The sequence below is a fragment of the Methylocella sp. CPCC 101449 genome (genome assembly GCF_031921685.1).
In the GTDB taxonomy this organism is placed as follows: domain Bacteria; phylum Pseudomonadota; class Alphaproteobacteria; order Rhizobiales; family Beijerinckiaceae; genus Terripilifer.
In genome coordinates this window covers 493,676-509,449 of sequence record NZ_JAPDHU010000003.1, presented here as the reverse complement: position 1 = coordinate 509,449, position 15,774 = coordinate 493,676, and the positions used below count along the sequence as shown (strand labels likewise).

The 15,774-nt window shown below is 60.6% G+C and carries 17 protein-coding genes and 1 pseudogene; 7 read left to right on the top strand and 11 right to left on the bottom strand.

The genetic code is table 11. The features are described 5' to 3' along the window. Window positions 1-123: 123 nt before the first annotated feature. Window positions 124-1,305: an ABC transporter substrate-binding protein gene (locus OIM99_RS22580; protein WP_311853156.1), complete on the bottom strand. Its 1,182-nt coding sequence runs from the start codon at window positions 1,303-1,305 to the stop codon at window positions 124-126. 255 nt (window positions 1,306-1,560) lie between these two features. Continuing rightward, window positions 1,561-2,454, bottom strand: a pseudogene (locus tag OIM99_RS22575) (LysR substrate-binding domain-containing protein); the annotation flags it as partial. A 164-nt stretch (window positions 2,455-2,618) separates the two neighbouring features. Between OIM99_RS22575 and OIM99_RS22570 the strand changes: the two are divergent. The 5 genes from OIM99_RS22570 (at window position 2,619) to OIM99_RS22550 (ending at window position 7,163) form a co-directional block, all read left to right on the top strand. Beyond that, window positions 2,619-3,773, top strand: a complete 1,155-nt coding sequence (locus OIM99_RS22570; protein WP_311852735.1) for an NAD(P)/FAD-dependent oxidoreductase — start codon at window positions 2,619-2,621, stop codon at window positions 3,771-3,773. Between the two features lie 48 nt (window positions 3,774-3,821). Next, window positions 3,822-4,610, top strand: coding sequence for an alpha/beta hydrolase (locus OIM99_RS22565; protein ID WP_311852734.1), 789 nt, complete (start codon window positions 3,822-3,824; stop codon window positions 4,608-4,610). A 142-nt stretch (window positions 4,611-4,752) separates the two neighbouring features. Then, window positions 4,753-4,953, top strand: a complete 201-nt coding sequence (locus OIM99_RS22560; protein WP_311852733.1) for a hypothetical protein — start codon at window positions 4,753-4,755, stop codon at window positions 4,951-4,953. A 267-nt stretch (window positions 4,954-5,220) separates the two neighbouring features. Further along, entirely contained in the window at window positions 5,221-6,375 is a 1,155-nt protein-coding gene (locus tag OIM99_RS22555) for an MFS transporter (RefSeq protein WP_311852732.1), read from the top strand. A gap of 32 nt (window positions 6,376-6,407) precedes the next feature. Continuing rightward, window positions 6,408-7,163, top strand: a complete 756-nt coding sequence (locus tag OIM99_RS22550; protein WP_311852731.1) for a fumarylacetoacetate hydrolase family protein — start codon at window positions 6,408-6,410, stop codon at window positions 7,161-7,163. Between the two features lie 36 nt (window positions 7,164-7,199). Here OIM99_RS22550 and OIM99_RS27885 read toward each other — a convergent pair whose 3' ends face one another. The 3 genes from OIM99_RS27885 to OIM99_RS22540 all read right to left on the bottom strand — a co-directional run bounded on the left by OIM99_RS27885 (window position 7,200) and on the right by OIM99_RS22540 (window position 8,971). After that, complete coding sequence (locus OIM99_RS27885) at window positions 7,200-8,033, bottom strand: toll/interleukin-1 receptor domain-containing protein (RefSeq protein WP_409371550.1); 834 nt, start codon at window positions 8,031-8,033, stop codon at window positions 7,200-7,202. 123 nt (window positions 8,034-8,156) lie between these two features. Beyond that, the gene (locus tag OIM99_RS22545; RefSeq protein ID WP_311852730.1) at window positions 8,157-8,555 is read right to left on the bottom strand and encodes a cupin domain-containing protein; all 399 of its coding nucleotides are present in this window, start codon (window positions 8,553-8,555) and stop codon (window positions 8,157-8,159) included. Further along, window positions 8,552-8,971, bottom strand: a complete 420-nt coding sequence (locus tag OIM99_RS22540) for a tautomerase family protein (RefSeq protein WP_311852729.1) — start codon at window positions 8,969-8,971, stop codon at window positions 8,552-8,554. The genes OIM99_RS22545 and OIM99_RS22540 overlap by 4 nt, the downstream gene beginning before the upstream one ends. A 108-nt stretch (window positions 8,972-9,079) precedes the next feature. On the opposite strand from OIM99_RS22540, the gene OIM99_RS22535 reads away from it, so the two are divergent. Then, a complete protein-coding gene (locus OIM99_RS22535; RefSeq protein WP_311852728.1) occupies window positions 9,080-9,970 on the top strand; it encodes a LysR substrate-binding domain-containing protein in 891 nt (296 codons plus the stop codon). Window positions 9,971-10,017: 47 nt separating this feature from the next. Here OIM99_RS22535 and OIM99_RS22530 read toward each other — a convergent pair whose 3' ends face one another. The 3 genes from OIM99_RS22530 to OIM99_RS22520 form a co-directional block, all read right to left on the bottom strand. Continuing rightward, the gene (locus OIM99_RS22530) at window positions 10,018-10,287 is read right to left on the bottom strand and encodes a hypothetical protein (RefSeq protein ID WP_311852727.1); all 270 of its coding nucleotides are present in this window, start codon (window positions 10,285-10,287) and stop codon (window positions 10,018-10,020) included. A gap of 121 nt (window positions 10,288-10,408) precedes the next feature. Continuing rightward, entirely contained in the window at window positions 10,409-10,801 is a 393-nt protein-coding gene (locus tag OIM99_RS22525) for a VOC family protein (RefSeq protein ID WP_311852726.1), read from the bottom strand. 135 nt (window positions 10,802-10,936) lie between these two features. After that, window positions 10,937-11,575 (bottom strand): glutathione binding-like protein, encoded by a 639-nt coding sequence (locus tag OIM99_RS22520; protein ID WP_311852725.1) that lies wholly within the window; start codon window positions 11,573-11,575, stop codon window positions 10,937-10,939. A gap of 182 nt (window positions 11,576-11,757) precedes the next feature. Between OIM99_RS22520 and OIM99_RS22515 the strand changes: the two genes are divergently transcribed. Further along, the gene (locus OIM99_RS22515; RefSeq protein WP_311852724.1) at window positions 11,758-13,809 is read left to right on the top strand and encodes a M3 family metallopeptidase; all 2,052 of its coding nucleotides are present in this window, start codon (window positions 11,758-11,760) and stop codon (window positions 13,807-13,809) included. Here the strand turns inward: OIM99_RS22515 and OIM99_RS22510 are convergent. The 3 genes from OIM99_RS22510 to OIM99_RS22500 form a co-directional block, all read right to left on the bottom strand. Then, entirely contained in the window at window positions 13,806-14,279 is a 474-nt protein-coding gene (locus tag OIM99_RS22510) for a hypothetical protein (RefSeq protein WP_311852723.1), read from the bottom strand. The genes OIM99_RS22515 and OIM99_RS22510 overlap by 4 nt on opposite strands. Before the next feature lie 67 nt (window positions 14,280-14,346). Continuing rightward, the gene (locus tag OIM99_RS22505; protein ID WP_311852722.1) at window positions 14,347-14,652 is read right to left on the bottom strand and encodes a hypothetical protein; all 306 of its coding nucleotides are present in this window, start codon (window positions 14,650-14,652) and stop codon (window positions 14,347-14,349) included. A gap of 137 nt (window positions 14,653-14,789) precedes the next feature. Next, on the bottom strand, window positions 14,790-15,764 hold the full coding sequence (locus OIM99_RS22500; RefSeq protein WP_311852721.1) for a tripartite tricarboxylate transporter substrate-binding protein: 975 nt from the start codon (window positions 15,762-15,764) through the stop codon (window positions 14,790-14,792). Between the last annotated feature and the right edge of the window lie 10 nt (window positions 15,765-15,774).

Here is a 15,774-nt window from a genome sequence, read left to right as displayed (position 1 = left end):
CGGCCAAGCTCCTTCGCGCAATATGCGGTGGTGTTCTTCGAAGCGGTCCTCTCTGGAAGTCGGCACGAAAAAAGCGGAAGGCGAGGACCACCTTCCGCTTCAATTCCTATCTCTCGCGATGGTTCAATTCGCTGGCGTTTTGCATTGCCCGGAATAGCTGTCGCCGTGGGCGGTCAACACTTTGCTGTCGGTTTTCAGCACCATTTTACCGTCGGCGGCGCGTTCCGCTTTCAGCGCATACCAATCCTGGATCGGATGCTGATTGGGGCCGAATTTGAATGGACCGCGCACGGAGGGGATATCGGCTGAGAGCAAGGCCTTGCGGAAGGCGCCGACATCGGCGCCACCGGAAGCGTCCTTGGCGAGGCCCGCGCCGATCAACAGCGCCGCGTCATAGCCTTGCGCGGCGTAATAGGTGATCGGCCGATCGCCATATTTGGCGCGCCAGGCGGCGACGAAGGCCTTGTTGACCGGATTGTCGAAATCTTCATTCCAGTGGCTGGTGACCTTCACGCCGATGGCGGCGTCGCCAACGGCTTGCGCGATCGCCTGGTCGAGGGACGCCGGATGGACGACCATCGGGATTTCCTTGAGGAGGCCCGACTGCTGATATTGGCGCAGGAAGGCGATGCCGAGGCCGCCGGGCTCGAATTCATAAACGACATCCGGCTTGGCGGCGCGGATCTGCGCCATCACCACGGCGAAGTCGGTTTGATCGAGGCCCGTGTAGGCTTCGCCGACCACGGCGCCCTTGTAAAAGCGCTTGAAGGCTTCCATCGTTTCTTTGCCGGCTTGATAGTTGGGCGCGACGAGGAAAGCGCGCTTATAGCCGAGCGATTGCGCCAATGCGCCGGCGCTTTCGCCCTGGCTGTCGTCTTGCCAGGAGCTGACGAAATAATTGGGATGGCATTCCTTGCCGGCGAACGTCGCGGATGCCGTGTTGGCGCTCACATAGACGGCGTTGTTGTCGAGTATCTCAGGCACGGCCGCGAAGGCCACGTTGGCGAAGACGACACCGGTGAAAATCTTGATCTTCTGTTCGGACAGCATTTTGCTGGCGATCTGCTTGGCGTTGCCAGGCTTCAGGCTGTCGTCTTCGACGACCAGTTGCACGCTTCTGCCGCCGAGCGCGCCCTTGTTGAGATCGATGGCGAGCTGGAAGCCGTCGCGGATGTCCTGGCCAAGGTAGCCGGCGGGTCCCGACAGGGTCGTGATCATGCCGATCTTCAGCGGCGCCTGTTGCGCGCTGGCGGCGCTGACGCCGAGCGCCAACAGGGTGGTTGGGAGAATGCCCTTCAAACGCATTGTTTCTGTCCCCTCTTCGCGTTCCGAGCGCGAAGTCGTCGCGGGCAGATTGGGGGAAGCGAACGGCGGTCCGAAATCGCGGACGCTGCACGCTGTTCCTTCGCAGGTTTGGCCAATCGCAAGACTTCGCATGCAAAGCTTGGCGCAACCGCTGGCCCGGTAAATGGAAAACTCATCCTCCAGACATGAAGGGGAGGAATACCGGCCGCTCGATACCGGGTCTTGGCTCGACAGTCCGGCGGCTGTGTGGCGCAGTGTTTCGACCAACACCTGCGCGGCGGGCGACAGACGGGTGTTGCTGCGCAGGGTGATGCCGATGGGGCTCGCGGTTGCCTGCAAAGTGATCGGCAGGACGACGAGCGCGCCACCTAAAACCTCTCGCCGTGCGACCGAAGCTGGCAGAACGCCGAGATAATCGGCATCCGTGAGCAGCGCGCGATTGGTGAGGAGCGAGACGGATTCGACCGCATGAGCCGGCGGTTCCAGGCCTTCTTCGCGGAAGGAGATATCGATGAGACGGCGCAGGCTGGTTTGAGACGGTGGCAGAATCCAATCCCAACCGATCAAGTCGGCAAGGCCGAGGCTGCGCCGCAGGGTCAACGGATGGCCGCGGCGCACGACGACGCAGGCCAGATCATCCATCAAAACTTCCTGCGTGACGTTCAAGCGATCGCGCAGTTCGGAGAGGCGGCCGACCACCAGATCCACTTCGCCAGCGCGCAGAGCCGGCAACAGAACATCGTCAGTGGCCTCAATAAGTTTGACCACGAGTTTCGGCCGTTCCTTGCGTAATCGCGCGATGGCGGTCGGTAGAAGTTCGGCGGATGCTGACAACAGCGTACCAATGGCGACGCGGCCGCCGGCGCCATCCCGAAGATCGGCGAGATGTTCCTCGGCATGCGCCAGTTGCGCAATGATCAGACGCGCATGATAGGCCAAAGCATCGCCATAAGCGGTTGCGACGACGCCGCGATTGGTTCGGTTGAACAAGCGCGCGCCGGTCAATGCCTCTGTTTCCTGCAAGGCTTTGGTGACGGCCGATTGCGTCATGTGCAATCGTTCGGCCGCGCGGACCAGATTGCCTTCTTCCACAATGGCCACGACCATACGCAGGTGGCGGATGGTGAGGCGGCTAGCGAGGAGTGTCATGGCAGCTCGTTGTTTTGGGCCTGTCCGTCCGGCCTCTCTGCCTCTGATATTCCCGAAGCTCATAGAAATTGCCAGAGAATTCACTTGTCCGAACGACCTCCGACTGAAACCTTGGCAGTCTATCAGGTATGGAAGTGCCTGTCGCAGTGGAGGAAAATGGAACGATGGTGCAGCAATCCGGGAGCGGTCGTCGGGCGGAAATCGCGGGCGCGGGGATTGGCGGGCTGACGGTCGCAGCGGCGCTGGCGCAGCGTGGCTGGTCGGTGACGGTGCATGAGCGCGCGCCCAACCTGCGCACCTTCGGGGCCGGCATTTACATCTGGAGCAATGGCCTGCGTGTTCTGAAGGCCATCGGCGCCTACGACCAGGCGACCATCGGTGCGCATATCGGTCCTGTCTTCCATACGCGCGACCATCATGACACGACCATGGAAGAGATCCCGATCAATCGTCCAGGTGGCGCACGGCTGATCACCATTTTGCGCGAAACCTTGATCAACGCGCTGGTCGATGCCTGCCGGCGCAGCGGCGTCGATATCCTCACGAATTCTGAAGCTGTGGGCGCAACGCCGGAAGGCGAGCTGCTTCTGGCCGATGGTTCGAAGCGACCAGCCGATCTCGTGGTTGGTGCCGATGGCGTCAATTCCCAGGTGCGCGATTCCCTCGACCTCATGATGTATCGCAAGTCGCTGGGTTACGGCGCGATCCGCATGTTGATCGCGCGAGACGACGGCGACGTGTGTGCTGGAGACCGCGATCGCTACATCGAATATTTCACTGGCACGCGTCGCATTCTCTATACGCCGGCGAGTGCCACCGATCTTTATGTCGCATTGTGCTGCGCTTCCGATGATAAACAGGCGTTGCAAGTGCCGGCCGACCGGGCCTTGTGGACGCAATCCTTTCCGCATCTCGCCCCTCTCGTCGCCCGCTTTGGCGATGCCGGTCGCTGGGACGAATTCGAAGTCATCAAGCTGAAAGCGTGGAGTAAGGGGCGTGTGGCGATTCTCGGCGATGCCGCACATGCCATGCCGCCTTATCTCGGCCAAGGCGGCGGCTGCGCCTTGATGAATGGCATTGGCCTTGCCGCGGCCGTCGCCGATGCGCCCGACGTCGCGCAGACCCTGCGTGATTGGGAAGCGCGCGAACGGCCCATGACCGAACATACGCAAGATACGGCCGAACGTCTTGGCGACATGAATTTCTGGCCGGACGACGTGCGCTCGCAGGTTCTTAAGATTACTGGCCAGTGCCGGGAGATCGCCATGGAGCGCATGAAGACCGCGCTGCATGCGCCAACGGCGACGCAAGCGCTCTGACTACAGCAGCGTTTTGCCGCTCTTTCATTTCAACCTGGAGTTCTCCTTATGAAATCCGTCAAACTCGGCGCCAATAGCTTTTCCTATGACGATGCGGGTGAAGGCGATGTCATCCTGTTGCTTTCAGGCTGGTGCCAGGATCATCGTCTGTTCAAGTTCCTGGCGCCGGAACTGGCGAAGACGCATCGTGTCATTCGTCTAGATTGGCGCGGCCATGGTGACCATCGCGACCATGACGGCGATTTCATCACCGGCGATCAGGCGTCCGACGTCATCGCTTTCCTCGATCATATGAAGATCGAGCAAGCCGTGCCTTTGTCCACCTCCCACGGGGGCTGGGCCAATGTCGAAACGGCTGACAGAATGGGCAAGGCGCGTATTCCGCGCGTGGTGGTGATCGATTGGATTCAGACGACGCCACGGGCCGATTTTCTGCGTCAGATCGATGATCTGCAGGATCGCACCAATTGGGAAAACGGGCGCGGCGATCTTTTCAACTATTGGATCGGTGAAACCCAGAACCAGGACATCATCCATCACGTCAATAATGAGATGGCGAGCTATAGTTTCGAAATGTGGGCGCGCTCCGGTCGCGAGATCGCCATTGCCTATCGCAAATGGGGCAATCCGATGCAGCGCATGGCGGCGTTCAAGGAGCTGCGACCGATCACCCACATCTATTCGCAGCCTTTCGAGCCGGAATATGCGCAGGCGCAGCTCGATTTTGCGGCCAAAAACAGTTGGTATCGGCCCAACAAACTGCCGGGCAAAACCCATTTCCCGACCCTGGAGCAGCCGAAGGTGGTGGCCGATACGATTCGGGCCTTCCTGCAATAAGCGATAGCCTCAAATTTTTCTCGGCGTAACGCGGTAAAGGCTTCGTGATCAAAGCGCGCAACGCTTGGAAAGGCGTTGCGGGCGTTTTATGCTGCGCCTGTCGATGCGCGAAGGCCATCGCAACCGAGCGTGCGAGCCGAAGATGACCGGAGTCAGAAAGATCGCCGCCGAACTGGGTCTGTACGCCTTGGGTTTATTCCCTGGCGTCGCCTTCCTCTGCGTCATCTGGTTTGCCGCCATCGAGGACTATCTGTCCGCCGGGATCGCCTTTGTCGTCTTTCTGGCTTTCGCGGCCTTCTTTCTCTACCTCGTGCGCAAAATCGACGAAGGCGAGGACGACTGACGCCGATCCGGCCGCGCTTACAACGGGACGATGACGACACTCGTCAGTAGGGCGTGGCCTTTGATAGCGAGGTGCCATGCGCTGAATGCATGAGATGTCCCCTTGCCGAAGCCCTGAGGCTCGCATACTTGCCCACAACGCTCGGCGGGCAGGCTCGGCTGGTTTGTGTTCTTGGGGGCGCTGCCGAGTATTTGTGCCGGGTATCTGTTCCAAGTATTTGTTTTGAGTGCTTGTCCCGCTGCTCTGGCTCCATCCCATGGATTGTCGATGACCGCCTTGCCTGCACGCCTGGCGCTGCTCGCCGGAAATTTCATCACCGGTCTCGTCGTCATGGCGCCGGCGGCCATGCTGCATCCTTTGGCCGAGGGTTTGAACGTCAGTGTGCGCGATGCCGGGCTTCTGGTGACCTATGGCGCGGTGCTTCTGAGCATCGCTTCGCCGCTGGTCGCTTGGCTGACGAGCCGCGTTGACCGGCGCACGTTGCTGGTTGGCTCCCTGGTGACGGTGGCCTTGGCGCATCTCGCCTCGTCTTTCGTCTCCTCCTATCCGGCGGTGCTGGTGTTGCGCCTCGTCATGCTGTTCTTCGCGGCGGTGTTCACGCCGCAGGCCGCCGGTACCGTCGCGCTGCTCGTGCCCGAGAAGGAACGGCCGGGCGCCATCGCCTTCGTCTTCATCGGTTGGTCTTTGTCGGTTGCGGTCGGCATGCCGTTGATGACCTATCTGGCGACATCCTTCGGCTGGCGGTTTGCTTTCGCGGCCTTGGGCGGTGCGGCGCTCGTCACGGGGCTGTTCGTCTTCGCCACTTTGCCTGGCCGGCTGCGGGGCGCGCCGTTCTCCCTGTCGAGTTGGGGCGAGATCGCGCGTGACCGGGTGATCTTCATTCTGCTAGCGATCACCATTCTGCAGATCGGCGGCCAGCTGGTCGTCTTCACCTTCATGGGCCCCTCGCTTGGGCTCATCGGCGCGGGTGCGAGCATTATCGCTCTGTTCTTCGCTTTGTTCGGTGTCGCGAGTTTCACCGGCAATATTATCGCGTCGCGCATCGTCGAGCGCCTGGGTGCCTTTGTCACATCAGGCATCGCCACCGGCATGGTCGCCACCGGCCTGTTGCTGTGGGCCTTCGGCGGCGGTGCGCTTGTCGTCATGGGCGTGGGCGTCGTCGTCTGGGGATTGGGTTTCGCCGCTGCCAATGCGATGCAGCAGGCGCGGCTTTATGGTGCCGCACCTGCGCTGGCGGCGGTGACCGTGGCGCTCAACACATCGGCCGTCTACATCGGGCAAGCTGCCGGATCTTACGTCAGCGGCGTGATGTTCACGCGCGATCTGGCGCATCTGATGGGTTACGCTGGCGCCGGCATCGTTCTGGTGGCATGGATGCTCTGGTGGGTCACGCGGCCTCGGGCGGCTGTCAAAATCGCCTGAAGCCCGGTTCATGACCGTGCTTGGAGGTTTTGATGACGTTTTTGCCGCTTGCCGACACTTTGCTGGCCGCGTATCGCAGCGCCACTCAGGCGCGCTATGAAGCAGCGCTCGCGCCGGCCGGCGCGGCCGAAGCCTATCGGGTGCAGGCGGAAGTGGCGCGGGGGCTGTCGGCGCAAGCGAGCGGTTGGAAAGTCGGCTTTCGGCCCGACGGCGGTGGCGCCTTCGCCGCGCCCATTCTGTCGACCGGCGTCGTATCGTCCGGCGCGCGCTGGCGGCTTGGTCCAGGTATCGGCGGTGTGAAGATCGAGGCCGAATTGGCGGTTCGTCTGGGTCGCGATCTGCCGTTGCGCTCCGGCCAGCCTTATACGCGCGAAGACCTGCTGGCGGCGATCGACGAGATTTTCGTCGGCATCGAACTTGTCGCTTCGCGTTTCAGCAATGTGGATGACGCGCCGTTCGATGCGCGTGTCGCCGATAATTTCAACAATGGTGCTTATGTGATCAGCGCTGGCACGAAGACCTTTGCCGGGCTCGATCTGTCGCGGATCCGTTGCCGGCTGCTGGTCGATGGCGTGGTGAAGAACGACCGGCTTGGCGGCCATGGCGACGGCGATCCGCTGATCCCCGTCGTGGCCTGGGCCAATGTGCAAGCCGATGCCTTTGGCGGTCTGCGGGCCGGTCAGTTCATCACCACCGGCACGCTGAACGATCCCGTTCCGCTCAATGGCCCAGCGAAGCTCGAAGCGAGCCTTGAGGGCATCGGTACGGTGAATGTGGAGATCGTGTGAGATGAAGCCCGGATGGTGAACGGTACTATGTTAGTACTAGTTTTGCGGTGGGTTCGCGATGCTAATAATGTGTTCGGGCAAAAAGACTACTGATGTGCCATAGGCTAGTTTTCGTTGATCGCCATAACTAAACGGGTGATTAGCGAGTGTGCCGATATAATAGGGGCCGTCTCGACGTTGAAGTCTGACCCACATACGTTCTCCAAAATCTTCTTTCTGACTTCTAATTTTGATACTGAATATCAGCTTCACAAATGTGCCAATCGGTATGTGTCTGCGCTGAGCTTCCGATGGAATCCAAAAACTACGAGGATTTCTGTGATGAGAGGCGACTCCGCTACGGAGTTGCCAGCCATCTAGCTCAATGTTTGGAAGGCGGACGTGTCGAGCTCTTGACGAGTGATCCGAAATAGCTACCGAAATTGTGGGATGTAGGTTCTCCAAAAGCCGTTGAAACGCATTTCGCCTGGAATAGGAGGATCGCATATCTAGCGTAGAAATGCCGGAAAGGTGGATTGGTATGCTGCAGTTATGGCCGTCGAATTGACCGCTCTTCAGTATTGGAATGAATTTATTTCGACGTAATCCCTGCGCGATTTGAGCCGTTATAATCTGTTGTTCGTATCCGACCCCACCGCGTCGTCGATTCGAGCGCCGTGCATAGTTCGGCGTGCAAATGACCAAGACCTTTCTGCAGCGATTGAGGCTTCTCTCCATGAATTGAGTTAAACTTTCGCCGGGCTGCAAATGCAGTTGATCGACGATGACGTCCACTCCGGCTTCCATTAGTTTCAATGCAAGATTTTTCACCCAGCGTTTATGATGTGCCGAGTCCCATGAATACGAAATAAAAACTGATCCTGCTCTCATTTATTTTGCCAGCCAGTCCCGCTGATAAGCCCGCTCACTAGTCTGCAATAGTCCCACATAAAGCGCTAGACTGAATAGTTGTTGCGAGCTGGGAGGCGCTACTTGGCTATTGCCTGCATCTTTTTAGGCTGAGTCTGCCACCGACTCCATCCAATCGACGAACCGCCCATCCTCTCGCGGTTGAATGCTGAGATAACTGAACGGGCTGTCTTCCGCGGCGCCGTGCCAATGTTTCTCGCCCGGCGCGAACCAGATCGCATCGCCGGATCGTAACGTCTCGACCTTGCCGCCATCGCGCTGGGCGCGGCCGAGGCCCGAGAGCACGTAGAGAAACTGACCGCGTGGGTGGCTGTGCCAGTGGGAGATGGCGCCGGGATCGAAATGGGCGCGCATCGCGGTCATCTCGCCGTCGCCACCCTCAAGCAGCATTTCGGCCCAGAACGGCTTGCTGGCCGTTCCTGATGGCGAAGGCTGCACATTGCCGGGGCGGCGGATGGTCATGGATCGCGGATTGGCGTTCATGCCGCACCTCCCCAAGCCAAGGCTTCCCAGCCGGGTTGGCTCATCTGTGCCACGCCATGGCCGAAGGACCATTCGTCCGGCGTCGAGGTGGTGATGAAGACCATGATGTCTTCTGGGCGCAAACCGGGTGACTGACCCAGCAGTTCGACGAGCCGTTTGAAGAAGACCTGGCGCGTTTCGGGCGTACGCGGCTTGCCGACATTGATGGCGATCAGCACGAAATCGTCGGAGCGCGGGCCGGCGAGATAGGTGCGATCGAAGATCAACTCGTGCGGCTCGTGCTGATGGATGATCATGAAGCGGTCGCGCGGCGGCACGTCGAAGGTCTCGACCATGGCGCGCTGCACGTTCTCCGACAGAGCCTGGAGATATTCGGGCGATTTGCCCTTGAGGAGGGAAACACGGACGACGGGCATGGTGGGCTCCTGGGCTGGAAAAACTTGACAGCCAGAGCTTCCCACCGCAGGATTGTTCCAACAATCAGAATATTATGGATCAATGATCCTATTTTTTGGGATTATAAGATGCGCCAGACCACATTCGACATGGACGTGCTGCGCACATTCGCCACCGGCATGGCGCTGGGCAATTTCGCCAAGGCGGCCGACCGGCTCGGCCGCTCGACATCGGCGGTGAGTGCCCAGATGAAGAAGCTGGAAGAGCAGGCCGGCACGCCGATCTTCCGCAAGGCGGGGCGGGGGCTGGCGCTGACCGAGGCGGGCGAGACCATGCTCGCGTATGCGCATCGTTTGCTTGACCTCAACGACGAGGCGGCGGCCGCCGTGCGTGGCGTCGAACTTGAAGGCTGGGTGCGGCTCGGCTTGCAGGAGGATTTCGCCGAAAGCCTGCTGCCTGACGTGCTCGGCCGGTTCGCTCGCGCTCATCCAAAGGTGCGCATCGAAGCGCGTGTTGCCCGCAATGCCGAACTGGTCGAGCGTGTCGGTGCCGGTACGCTCGATCTGGCGCTCGCCTGGAGCGATCGCGCGGTGATCTTGCCGCATCAGCCGATCGCCGAACTGCCGATGTGCTGGATTGGCGCGGCGAGTGAAATCGCAGCGCCAATCCATGACGGCAACGAACCCGTACCTCTCGCATCGCTTGAAGCGCCGTGCATCATGCGCGCGGCGGCGACGAAAGCCCTCGATGCGGCGGGCATTTCCTGGCGCATCGCTTTCGTCAGTCCAAGCCTTGCCGGGCTTTGGGCGGCAGCGGCGGCTGGGCTTGGTGTCACGGTGCGCACGCCGGCTGGTTTGCCGCAGAAGGTGAAACCGCTCGTCGCGGAAGAAGTGGGGTTGCCCGCTTTGCCGCAACTCGGTCTGTCGCTGTTTCACGCGGACGCGGAATTGGGGTCGGCCGCCAATTGGCTCGGCGCGACATTGCGGCAGGCCGCGCGCGATTTCGTCACCACCCCATAAGGAAACGGCGAGGTCACCTCGCCGTTGGTCGTTATGAATATGTTGGATCAATGGTTGCCATACGGGCAGGTGAGTTGTTGCACCCATTGCAGACCGGCGCCAACCACGGGGATTTGCGCGCGCGCGACATAGCATCCATCAGGGACAGGGCGCCGGATGGATGACGGACGAATGATGACATCGTCGGGCTGATAGGCCTGCATGGCGGCGGGAATCTTCGCTGGATGGTTGGGCGCCGCGACGGCGGGCGCAGCCGCAAAGCCCAAGGTGACGACGGCGCCGAAGGCCAAGGCCAAGAGGGGTTTCGATGTTCGCATAGTGGGGCTCCTATCTTGCGATCTGCTCCCCTCCCAGGTCCGATGTGGTGGCCCTGTGTGTCCGATACATGGCCAGCGGATTACAAATTGTTTCACAAAGCCGCGACTTTGAGCTTCGGGTTCAGGATGCAACGGGCGTGCATAACTCCACCACAATGCCGGCGGGGCAGCGAACATAGGACACGACCTGGCCCCAGGGCTTTTGTGCCGGTGCCGAGAGTTCGCTGGCGCCGGCGGCAAGAGCTTTGGCGTGGGCCGCTTCGACAGCGTCGGTGACGAAAGCGATCTCCATGCCGAGCGGGAGTTTGGAGCTGTGCGCCGAGATGTGGCCAGCAGGGAAGTTCATGGTCGCCAGGTCTTCAGAAGCGAAGGCGAGCACCGTTTCGCCGGTTTCGAGTTCGCCGTAAGTGCCGGACTCATGCAGGAAGCGCGTGGGCAGACCGAAAGCCTTGCCGAAGAATGCCAGCGAAGCCGCGACATCGGGAACATAAGCGATCGTGTAACCGAATTTCATGGACTGCTCTCGTCAACGGTGTTGCGGTCGCTCCTGATAGCAAGCGGCGAGAAACGTCATGATGCGACAAAACGGCCGACACGTTTCTGTGCCGGCCGTTTCACGGTTTGACGTGTTGCGAATTGAAGGTCGGTTTCAGCCTGCCTTACGCATGGCATCGCCTTTTTCATAAGCACGCACCACGGCAGGGCGGGCCTTGATGGCTTCAAACCAGCGCTTCAGATTTGGAAAATCTTCGAGCTTTTGGCTCTGCATTTCATAGGGCACCACCCAGGGGTAGGCGGCCATGTCGGCGATCGAATAATCGCCGGCGAGATATTCATGCTTGCCGAGCTGGGTGTTCATCACGCCGTAGAGACGGTTTGTCTCCTTCACATAGCGATCGATGGCGTATGGAATTTTCTCCGGCGCGAAGCGGCCGAAATGATGGTTCTGTCCGGCCATCGGGCCGAGGCCGCCGACCTGCCAGAACAGCCATTCCATTGTTTGCACGCGGCCGCGCAGATCCTGCGGCATGAAGCGGCCGGTCTTTTCGGCGAGGTACATGAGGATGGCACCGGATTCGAACACGCTCACCGGCGCGCCGCCATCGCGCGGGGCGCGGTCGATGATGGCGGGGATGCGGTTATTCGGCGAAAAGGCCAAAAACTCCGGCTTGAACTGATCGTTCTTGCCGATGTTGACGGGATGCGCCTCCCAATGCACGCCCGTCTCCTCCAGGAAGATGGCGATCTTCTGGCCGTTTGGCGTCGGCCAATAATGCAATTCGATCATGACGTTTCCTCAACAGAGATACTCCGGGATCACCCTACAATCGCCACATGCGATCCGACAATGTCCATCAAATTACATTTTCTCTCTGTCTTTCGATGTCGGCTCTTTCGCTTGGACGCTGCGAGGACTACATCGGATGTCTGCGAACCACCGTTTTTCTATGATCCCCCGGAGCATATGTCATGGCCGCAAACCCTTTCTTTCAGAGCTGGGCGACGCCGTTCGAACTGCCGCCTTTCGGCGCCATCAAGACGGAACATTTCGGCGAAGGGTTTGAACGGGGCATGGCGGAACATCGCCAGGAGATGGCGGCGATCGCCGGCGACAGCGCCGCGCCGACCTATGCCAATGTGATCGATGCTTTTGAGCGTTCGGGCCGGCTGCTCGACAAGGTCAGCAGCGTATTCTGGAAACTGGCCTCGGCCGACACCAATGATGAACTGCAGGCGATCGAGCGCGACATCGCGCCGAAACTCGCGGCCCATTATGCGGCAATCTATATGGATGCGGCTTTGTTCAAGCGCGTCGATGCGCTTCATGAAAAGCGCGACAGCCTGGGATTGAACGACGAGCAACGGCGCGTGCTCGAACTCATCCATAAGGATTTTGTGCGCGCCGGTGCGAAACTCACGGGCAAGGAAAGCCAGCGTATGGCCGAGATCGTGCAGCGTCTGGCCGATCTTTCCACCAGTTTCGGCCAGAACGTGTTGAAGGACGAATCGACCTTCGTGCTGCCGATCCATGACAAGGCGGATCTTGCCGGTCTGTCGCCGTCGCTCGTCGACAGTCTGGCAGCGGCGGCCAAGGCGCGCGGTGTCGATGCGCCCTATGCGGTGACGCTGTCGCGTTCGCATGTGGAGCCGTTCCTGGAAACCTCGTCGCGGCGCGATCTGCGCGAACAGGTGTTCAAGGCTTTTATCGCGCGCGGGGCCAATGGCGGGGCGACCGACAATCACGCCATCGTCGAAGAAATCGTTGCTCTGCGTGCGGAACGAGCAAAATTGCTCGGCTATGACACCTTCGCCGACTACAAGCTCGACGACACGATGGCACGCACGCCGCAGGCCGTGCGGCAATTGCTCGATCGCGTCTGGGCCGGTGGCCGGGCACGGGCGCTCGAAGAGCGCGACGACATGCAGAAGATGATCGAGGCGGAGGGGGCCAATTTCAAGCTGGCCGCTCATGACTGGCGCTACTATGCGCAGAAGGTGCGTCACGCCCGCTACGACATCGATGAAGCCAGGCTCAAACCCTATTTCGAACTTAACGCCATCCGGGAAGCGGCATTTTACACGGCGAACCGGCTGTTCGGCCTGACCTTCGAGGAACGCAAAGGGCTCGATCTCTATCATCCTGATTGCGTCGCCTATGAGGTGAAGGACGCGACCGGCAAGCATGTGGCTTTATTCGTCGGCGATTATTTCGCAAGGCCGAGCAAGCGCAGCGGCGCCTGGATGACCTCGATCCGCGATCAGCGCAAGCTCGATGGCGACGAGCGTCCGATCATTCTCAACGTGCTCAACGTCGCCAAGCCGGGCGAGGGCCAGCCGGTGCTGCTCTCGATCGACGAAGCGCGTACGCTGTTCCACGAATTTGGTCATGCGCTGCACGGCATTCTGTCTGACGTCACCTATCCAAGGATTTCCGGCACCAGCGTGCCGACGGATTTCGTCGAACTGCCGTCGCAACTTTACGAACACTGGCTGTTGCAGAAGGACGTGCTGCGCAAATTCGCCAAACATTACCAGACCGGCGAAGTGCTGCCTGACGATCTCCTGGAGCGCCTGCTCGCCATGCGGACGTTCAACCAGGGGTTCGCCACGGTGGAATATTGCTCGTCGGCCTATGTCGATATGGATTTTCACGCGCTGACGCCGCCGGCCAAGGTGGATTCGGCCGCTTTCGAGCGGGATCGGCTGGACGCCATCCACATGCCGGAAGAAATCGTCATGCGTCACCGTACGCCGCATTTCTCGCACGTCTTCTCGGGCGACCATTATGCCGCCGGCTATTATTCCTACCTCTGGTCGGAAGTGCTCGATGCGGACGCATTCAGCGCCTTCGAGGAGACCGGCGACATTTTCAATCCGGCGCTCGCCGAACGATTGAAGACCTACATCTATTCCGCTGGCGGCCGTCGCGAAGCGGCCGATGCCTATACGCATTTCCGTGGCCGCTTGCCGACGCCGGAAGCGCTGATGCGCAAGCGCGGATTGCAGGACGTGGAGGGTTAATCCCTCCGCTTCGCCGCGTCCTTGCGCAGGCGCAGCATGCCGAGCTGGCGAATGTAATCGTCGGTCATGGCGCTGCTGTTGTCGGGATAGCCGTAGTCCTTGCCGTGCCGGAAGCGGCGGAAGAGCTGCAGGCCGATATAGGACAGCGCCCAGACGATGCCGACCGTGAGCAGCATCAGCGCGTAGCTGGTGATGATGGGGGCGGCCTCCGGCCAGTTGGGCGCGAAGGCGAAGAGCAGATGGGGCAGGAGATAGCCGACCGCCGGCGCCGCGAAGACGATCAGCATTTCGACGTGGAATCTCCAGCACAAAAGCTCGAGCGGCAAAAAGATCGCCAGCAACACGGCGAGGCAGATCAGGGAGGCGAGCCCAGCCGAACCCATGCGCTCGAACGCGGCGCCGCTCATAAAAGCCGCGGCCAGGCCGGCGAGAACCACCACTGTGAAAATGAGGCGCCACAAATAGGTCATCGATCGTCTCGACCTATGATCTTGGATGAACGGAAAATACCACGGCTACGCGGACAAGCACAGGTTTTCAAGCTTGCGTCTGATATCCCATGGCGCGAAAGGCGGCATGCATGCGCGGCTTGATGACGGCGATCATGTAGGCCCAGGCGACGAGGCCGACCAGCGCGCCGACGATGGCGGCGGCGAACAGGCCGGTCAGTTCGGTCGTCAACAGGATGGTGAAGGCGGGAATCAGCAGCGCGACGATCAGGCCGATGAAGACGACGGGTTCGCGGGTGATGCGTTTTTGTGTTTCGACGATTAGACGTTTCGCTTCCGTTTCCGGCAGCGCGTCGAGCTCGGGAAAATTACGCATCGGGTCGAAAGACCGCATCGATACTTCCTCTTGAACATTCCGTCGTCGACCTATGGGGTACCAAGTCGGCAAAGCAACATTCGTTCCAGAGTATGGCGCAAAAAAGAAAGCCGGCGCGGAGGCCGGCTTTCCTCAGGATCTTTCCCCGCTGTTCTTCAGTCCGTCGGCTTGAAGCCTGAGGCCTTGATGGGGCCGACCCAGTATTCGTAGTCGCGCTTCTGAATAGCGGCGAGTTCCGCGCCGGGGCGACCGGTCGGCGATTGGCCGAGACGGGTCATGATCTCTTTGCCCTCCGGGCTTTTCACCGCATTGATGAGAATGCCGCCGACTTTGTCGACGATCGCCTGAGGCGTGTGCGCCGGCGCGTGGATAGAATACCAGCCTTCGGCGACGATATCGTAACCTTGCTCTTTATAGGTCGGCACGTCAGGCGTGAACGCTGAGCGCGTGGCGCCGGAGGTGGCGAGAATGCGGATCTGCCCGGCCTTGTGCAGGGCGGCGGCATCTGGCGCAGGTGTTGATCCGAGCGCGATCTGCCCGGCGACGACATCGTTGAGCACGGGGGCGGAACCGCGAAACGGCACGTGGCGCAATTCCACTTTGGCGGCGGTGGCGAAGATCACGCCGGAGAAATGCGGGATCGTGCCGGCGCCAGGCGAACCGAAGGCCGCCTTGTCAGGATTGGCGCGCAGCCACGTTTCCAATTCCTTGAGATTTTTCGCGCCTGTCATCGGCCCGGTCGAAAGCGCGAATTCCTGCGTGCAGATCTGTGCCACCGGCACCAGATCGGTCAGCGGATTATAGGGCAGGTTGGTATAGACGCTTGGGTGAATGACGATCGGCCCGAAGGGCGAGAAGAGAAAGGTGCGCCCGTCCGGCGGTGCTGAGGTGACGGCCCGCACGCCGATGCGTCCATCTGCGCCGACGCGGTTTTCGACGATGACCGTTTCATTCATCGCCTGGCGCATCTGATCGGCGAGATAGCGCACGACGCCGTCACCGCCGCCGCCGGGTGCGAAAGGATAGATGATCTTGATCGGCTGGCCTTGCGCCAGCGCCGGCTTGGCCAGGATGCTCGCCGATGCGGCAGCAGCCGCGCCGGCGATGACTTTTCTTCTATCGATGCTCATGCTTTCCCCT

Excerpts from the sequence above, each read along its gene's own strand:
- OIM99_RS22580 (WP_311853156.1), bottom strand. The coding sequence starts at position 1,305 with ATGCGTTTGAAGGGCATTCTCCCAACCACCCTGTTGGCGCTCGGCGTC.
- OIM99_RS22570 (WP_311852735.1), top strand. The coding sequence starts at position 2,619 with ATGGTGCAGCAATCCGGGAGCGGTCGTCGGGCGGAAATCGCGGGCGCG.
- OIM99_RS22565 (WP_311852734.1), top strand. The coding sequence starts at position 3,822 with ATGAAATCCGTCAAACTCGGCGCCAATAGCTTTTCCTATGACGATGCG.
- OIM99_RS22560 (WP_311852733.1), top strand. The coding sequence starts at position 4,753 with ATGACCGGAGTCAGAAAGATCGCCGCCGAACTGGGTCTGTACGCCTTG.
- OIM99_RS22555 (WP_311852732.1), top strand. The coding sequence starts at position 5,221 with ATGACCGCCTTGCCTGCACGCCTGGCGCTGCTCGCCGGAAATTTCATC.
- OIM99_RS22550 (WP_311852731.1), top strand. The coding sequence starts at position 6,408 with ATGACGTTTTTGCCGCTTGCCGACACTTTGCTGGCCGCGTATCGCAGC.
- OIM99_RS27885 (WP_409371550.1), bottom strand. The coding sequence starts at position 8,033 with ATGAGAGCAGGATCAGTTTTTATTTCGTATTCATGGGACTCGGCACAT.
- OIM99_RS22545 (WP_311852730.1), bottom strand. The coding sequence starts at position 8,555 with ATGAACGCCAATCCGCGATCCATGACCATCCGCCGCCCCGGCAATGTG.
- OIM99_RS22540 (WP_311852729.1), bottom strand. The coding sequence starts at position 8,971 with ATGCCCGTCGTCCGTGTTTCCCTCCTCAAGGGCAAATCGCCCGAATAT.
- OIM99_RS22535 (WP_311852728.1), top strand. The coding sequence starts at position 9,080 with ATGCGCCAGACCACATTCGACATGGACGTGCTGCGCACATTCGCCACC.
- OIM99_RS22530 (WP_311852727.1), bottom strand. The coding sequence starts at position 10,287 with ATGCGAACATCGAAACCCCTCTTGGCCTTGGCCTTCGGCGCCGTCGTC.
- OIM99_RS22525 (WP_311852726.1), bottom strand. The coding sequence starts at position 10,801 with ATGAAATTCGGTTACACGATCGCTTATGTTCCCGATGTCGCGGCTTCG.
- OIM99_RS22520 (WP_311852725.1), bottom strand. The coding sequence starts at position 11,575 with ATGATCGAATTGCATTATTGGCCGACGCCAAACGGCCAGAAGATCGCC.
- OIM99_RS22515 (WP_311852724.1), top strand. The coding sequence starts at position 11,758 with ATGGCCGCAAACCCTTTCTTTCAGAGCTGGGCGACGCCGTTCGAACTG.
- OIM99_RS22510 (WP_311852723.1), bottom strand. The coding sequence starts at position 14,279 with ATGACCTATTTGTGGCGCCTCATTTTCACAGTGGTGGTTCTCGCCGGC.
- OIM99_RS22505 (WP_311852722.1), bottom strand. The coding sequence starts at position 14,652 with ATGCGGTCTTTCGACCCGATGCGTAATTTTCCCGAGCTCGACGCGCTG.
- OIM99_RS22500 (WP_311852721.1), bottom strand. The coding sequence starts at position 15,764 with ATGAGCATCGATAGAAGAAAAGTCATCGCCGGCGCGGCTGCTGCCGCA.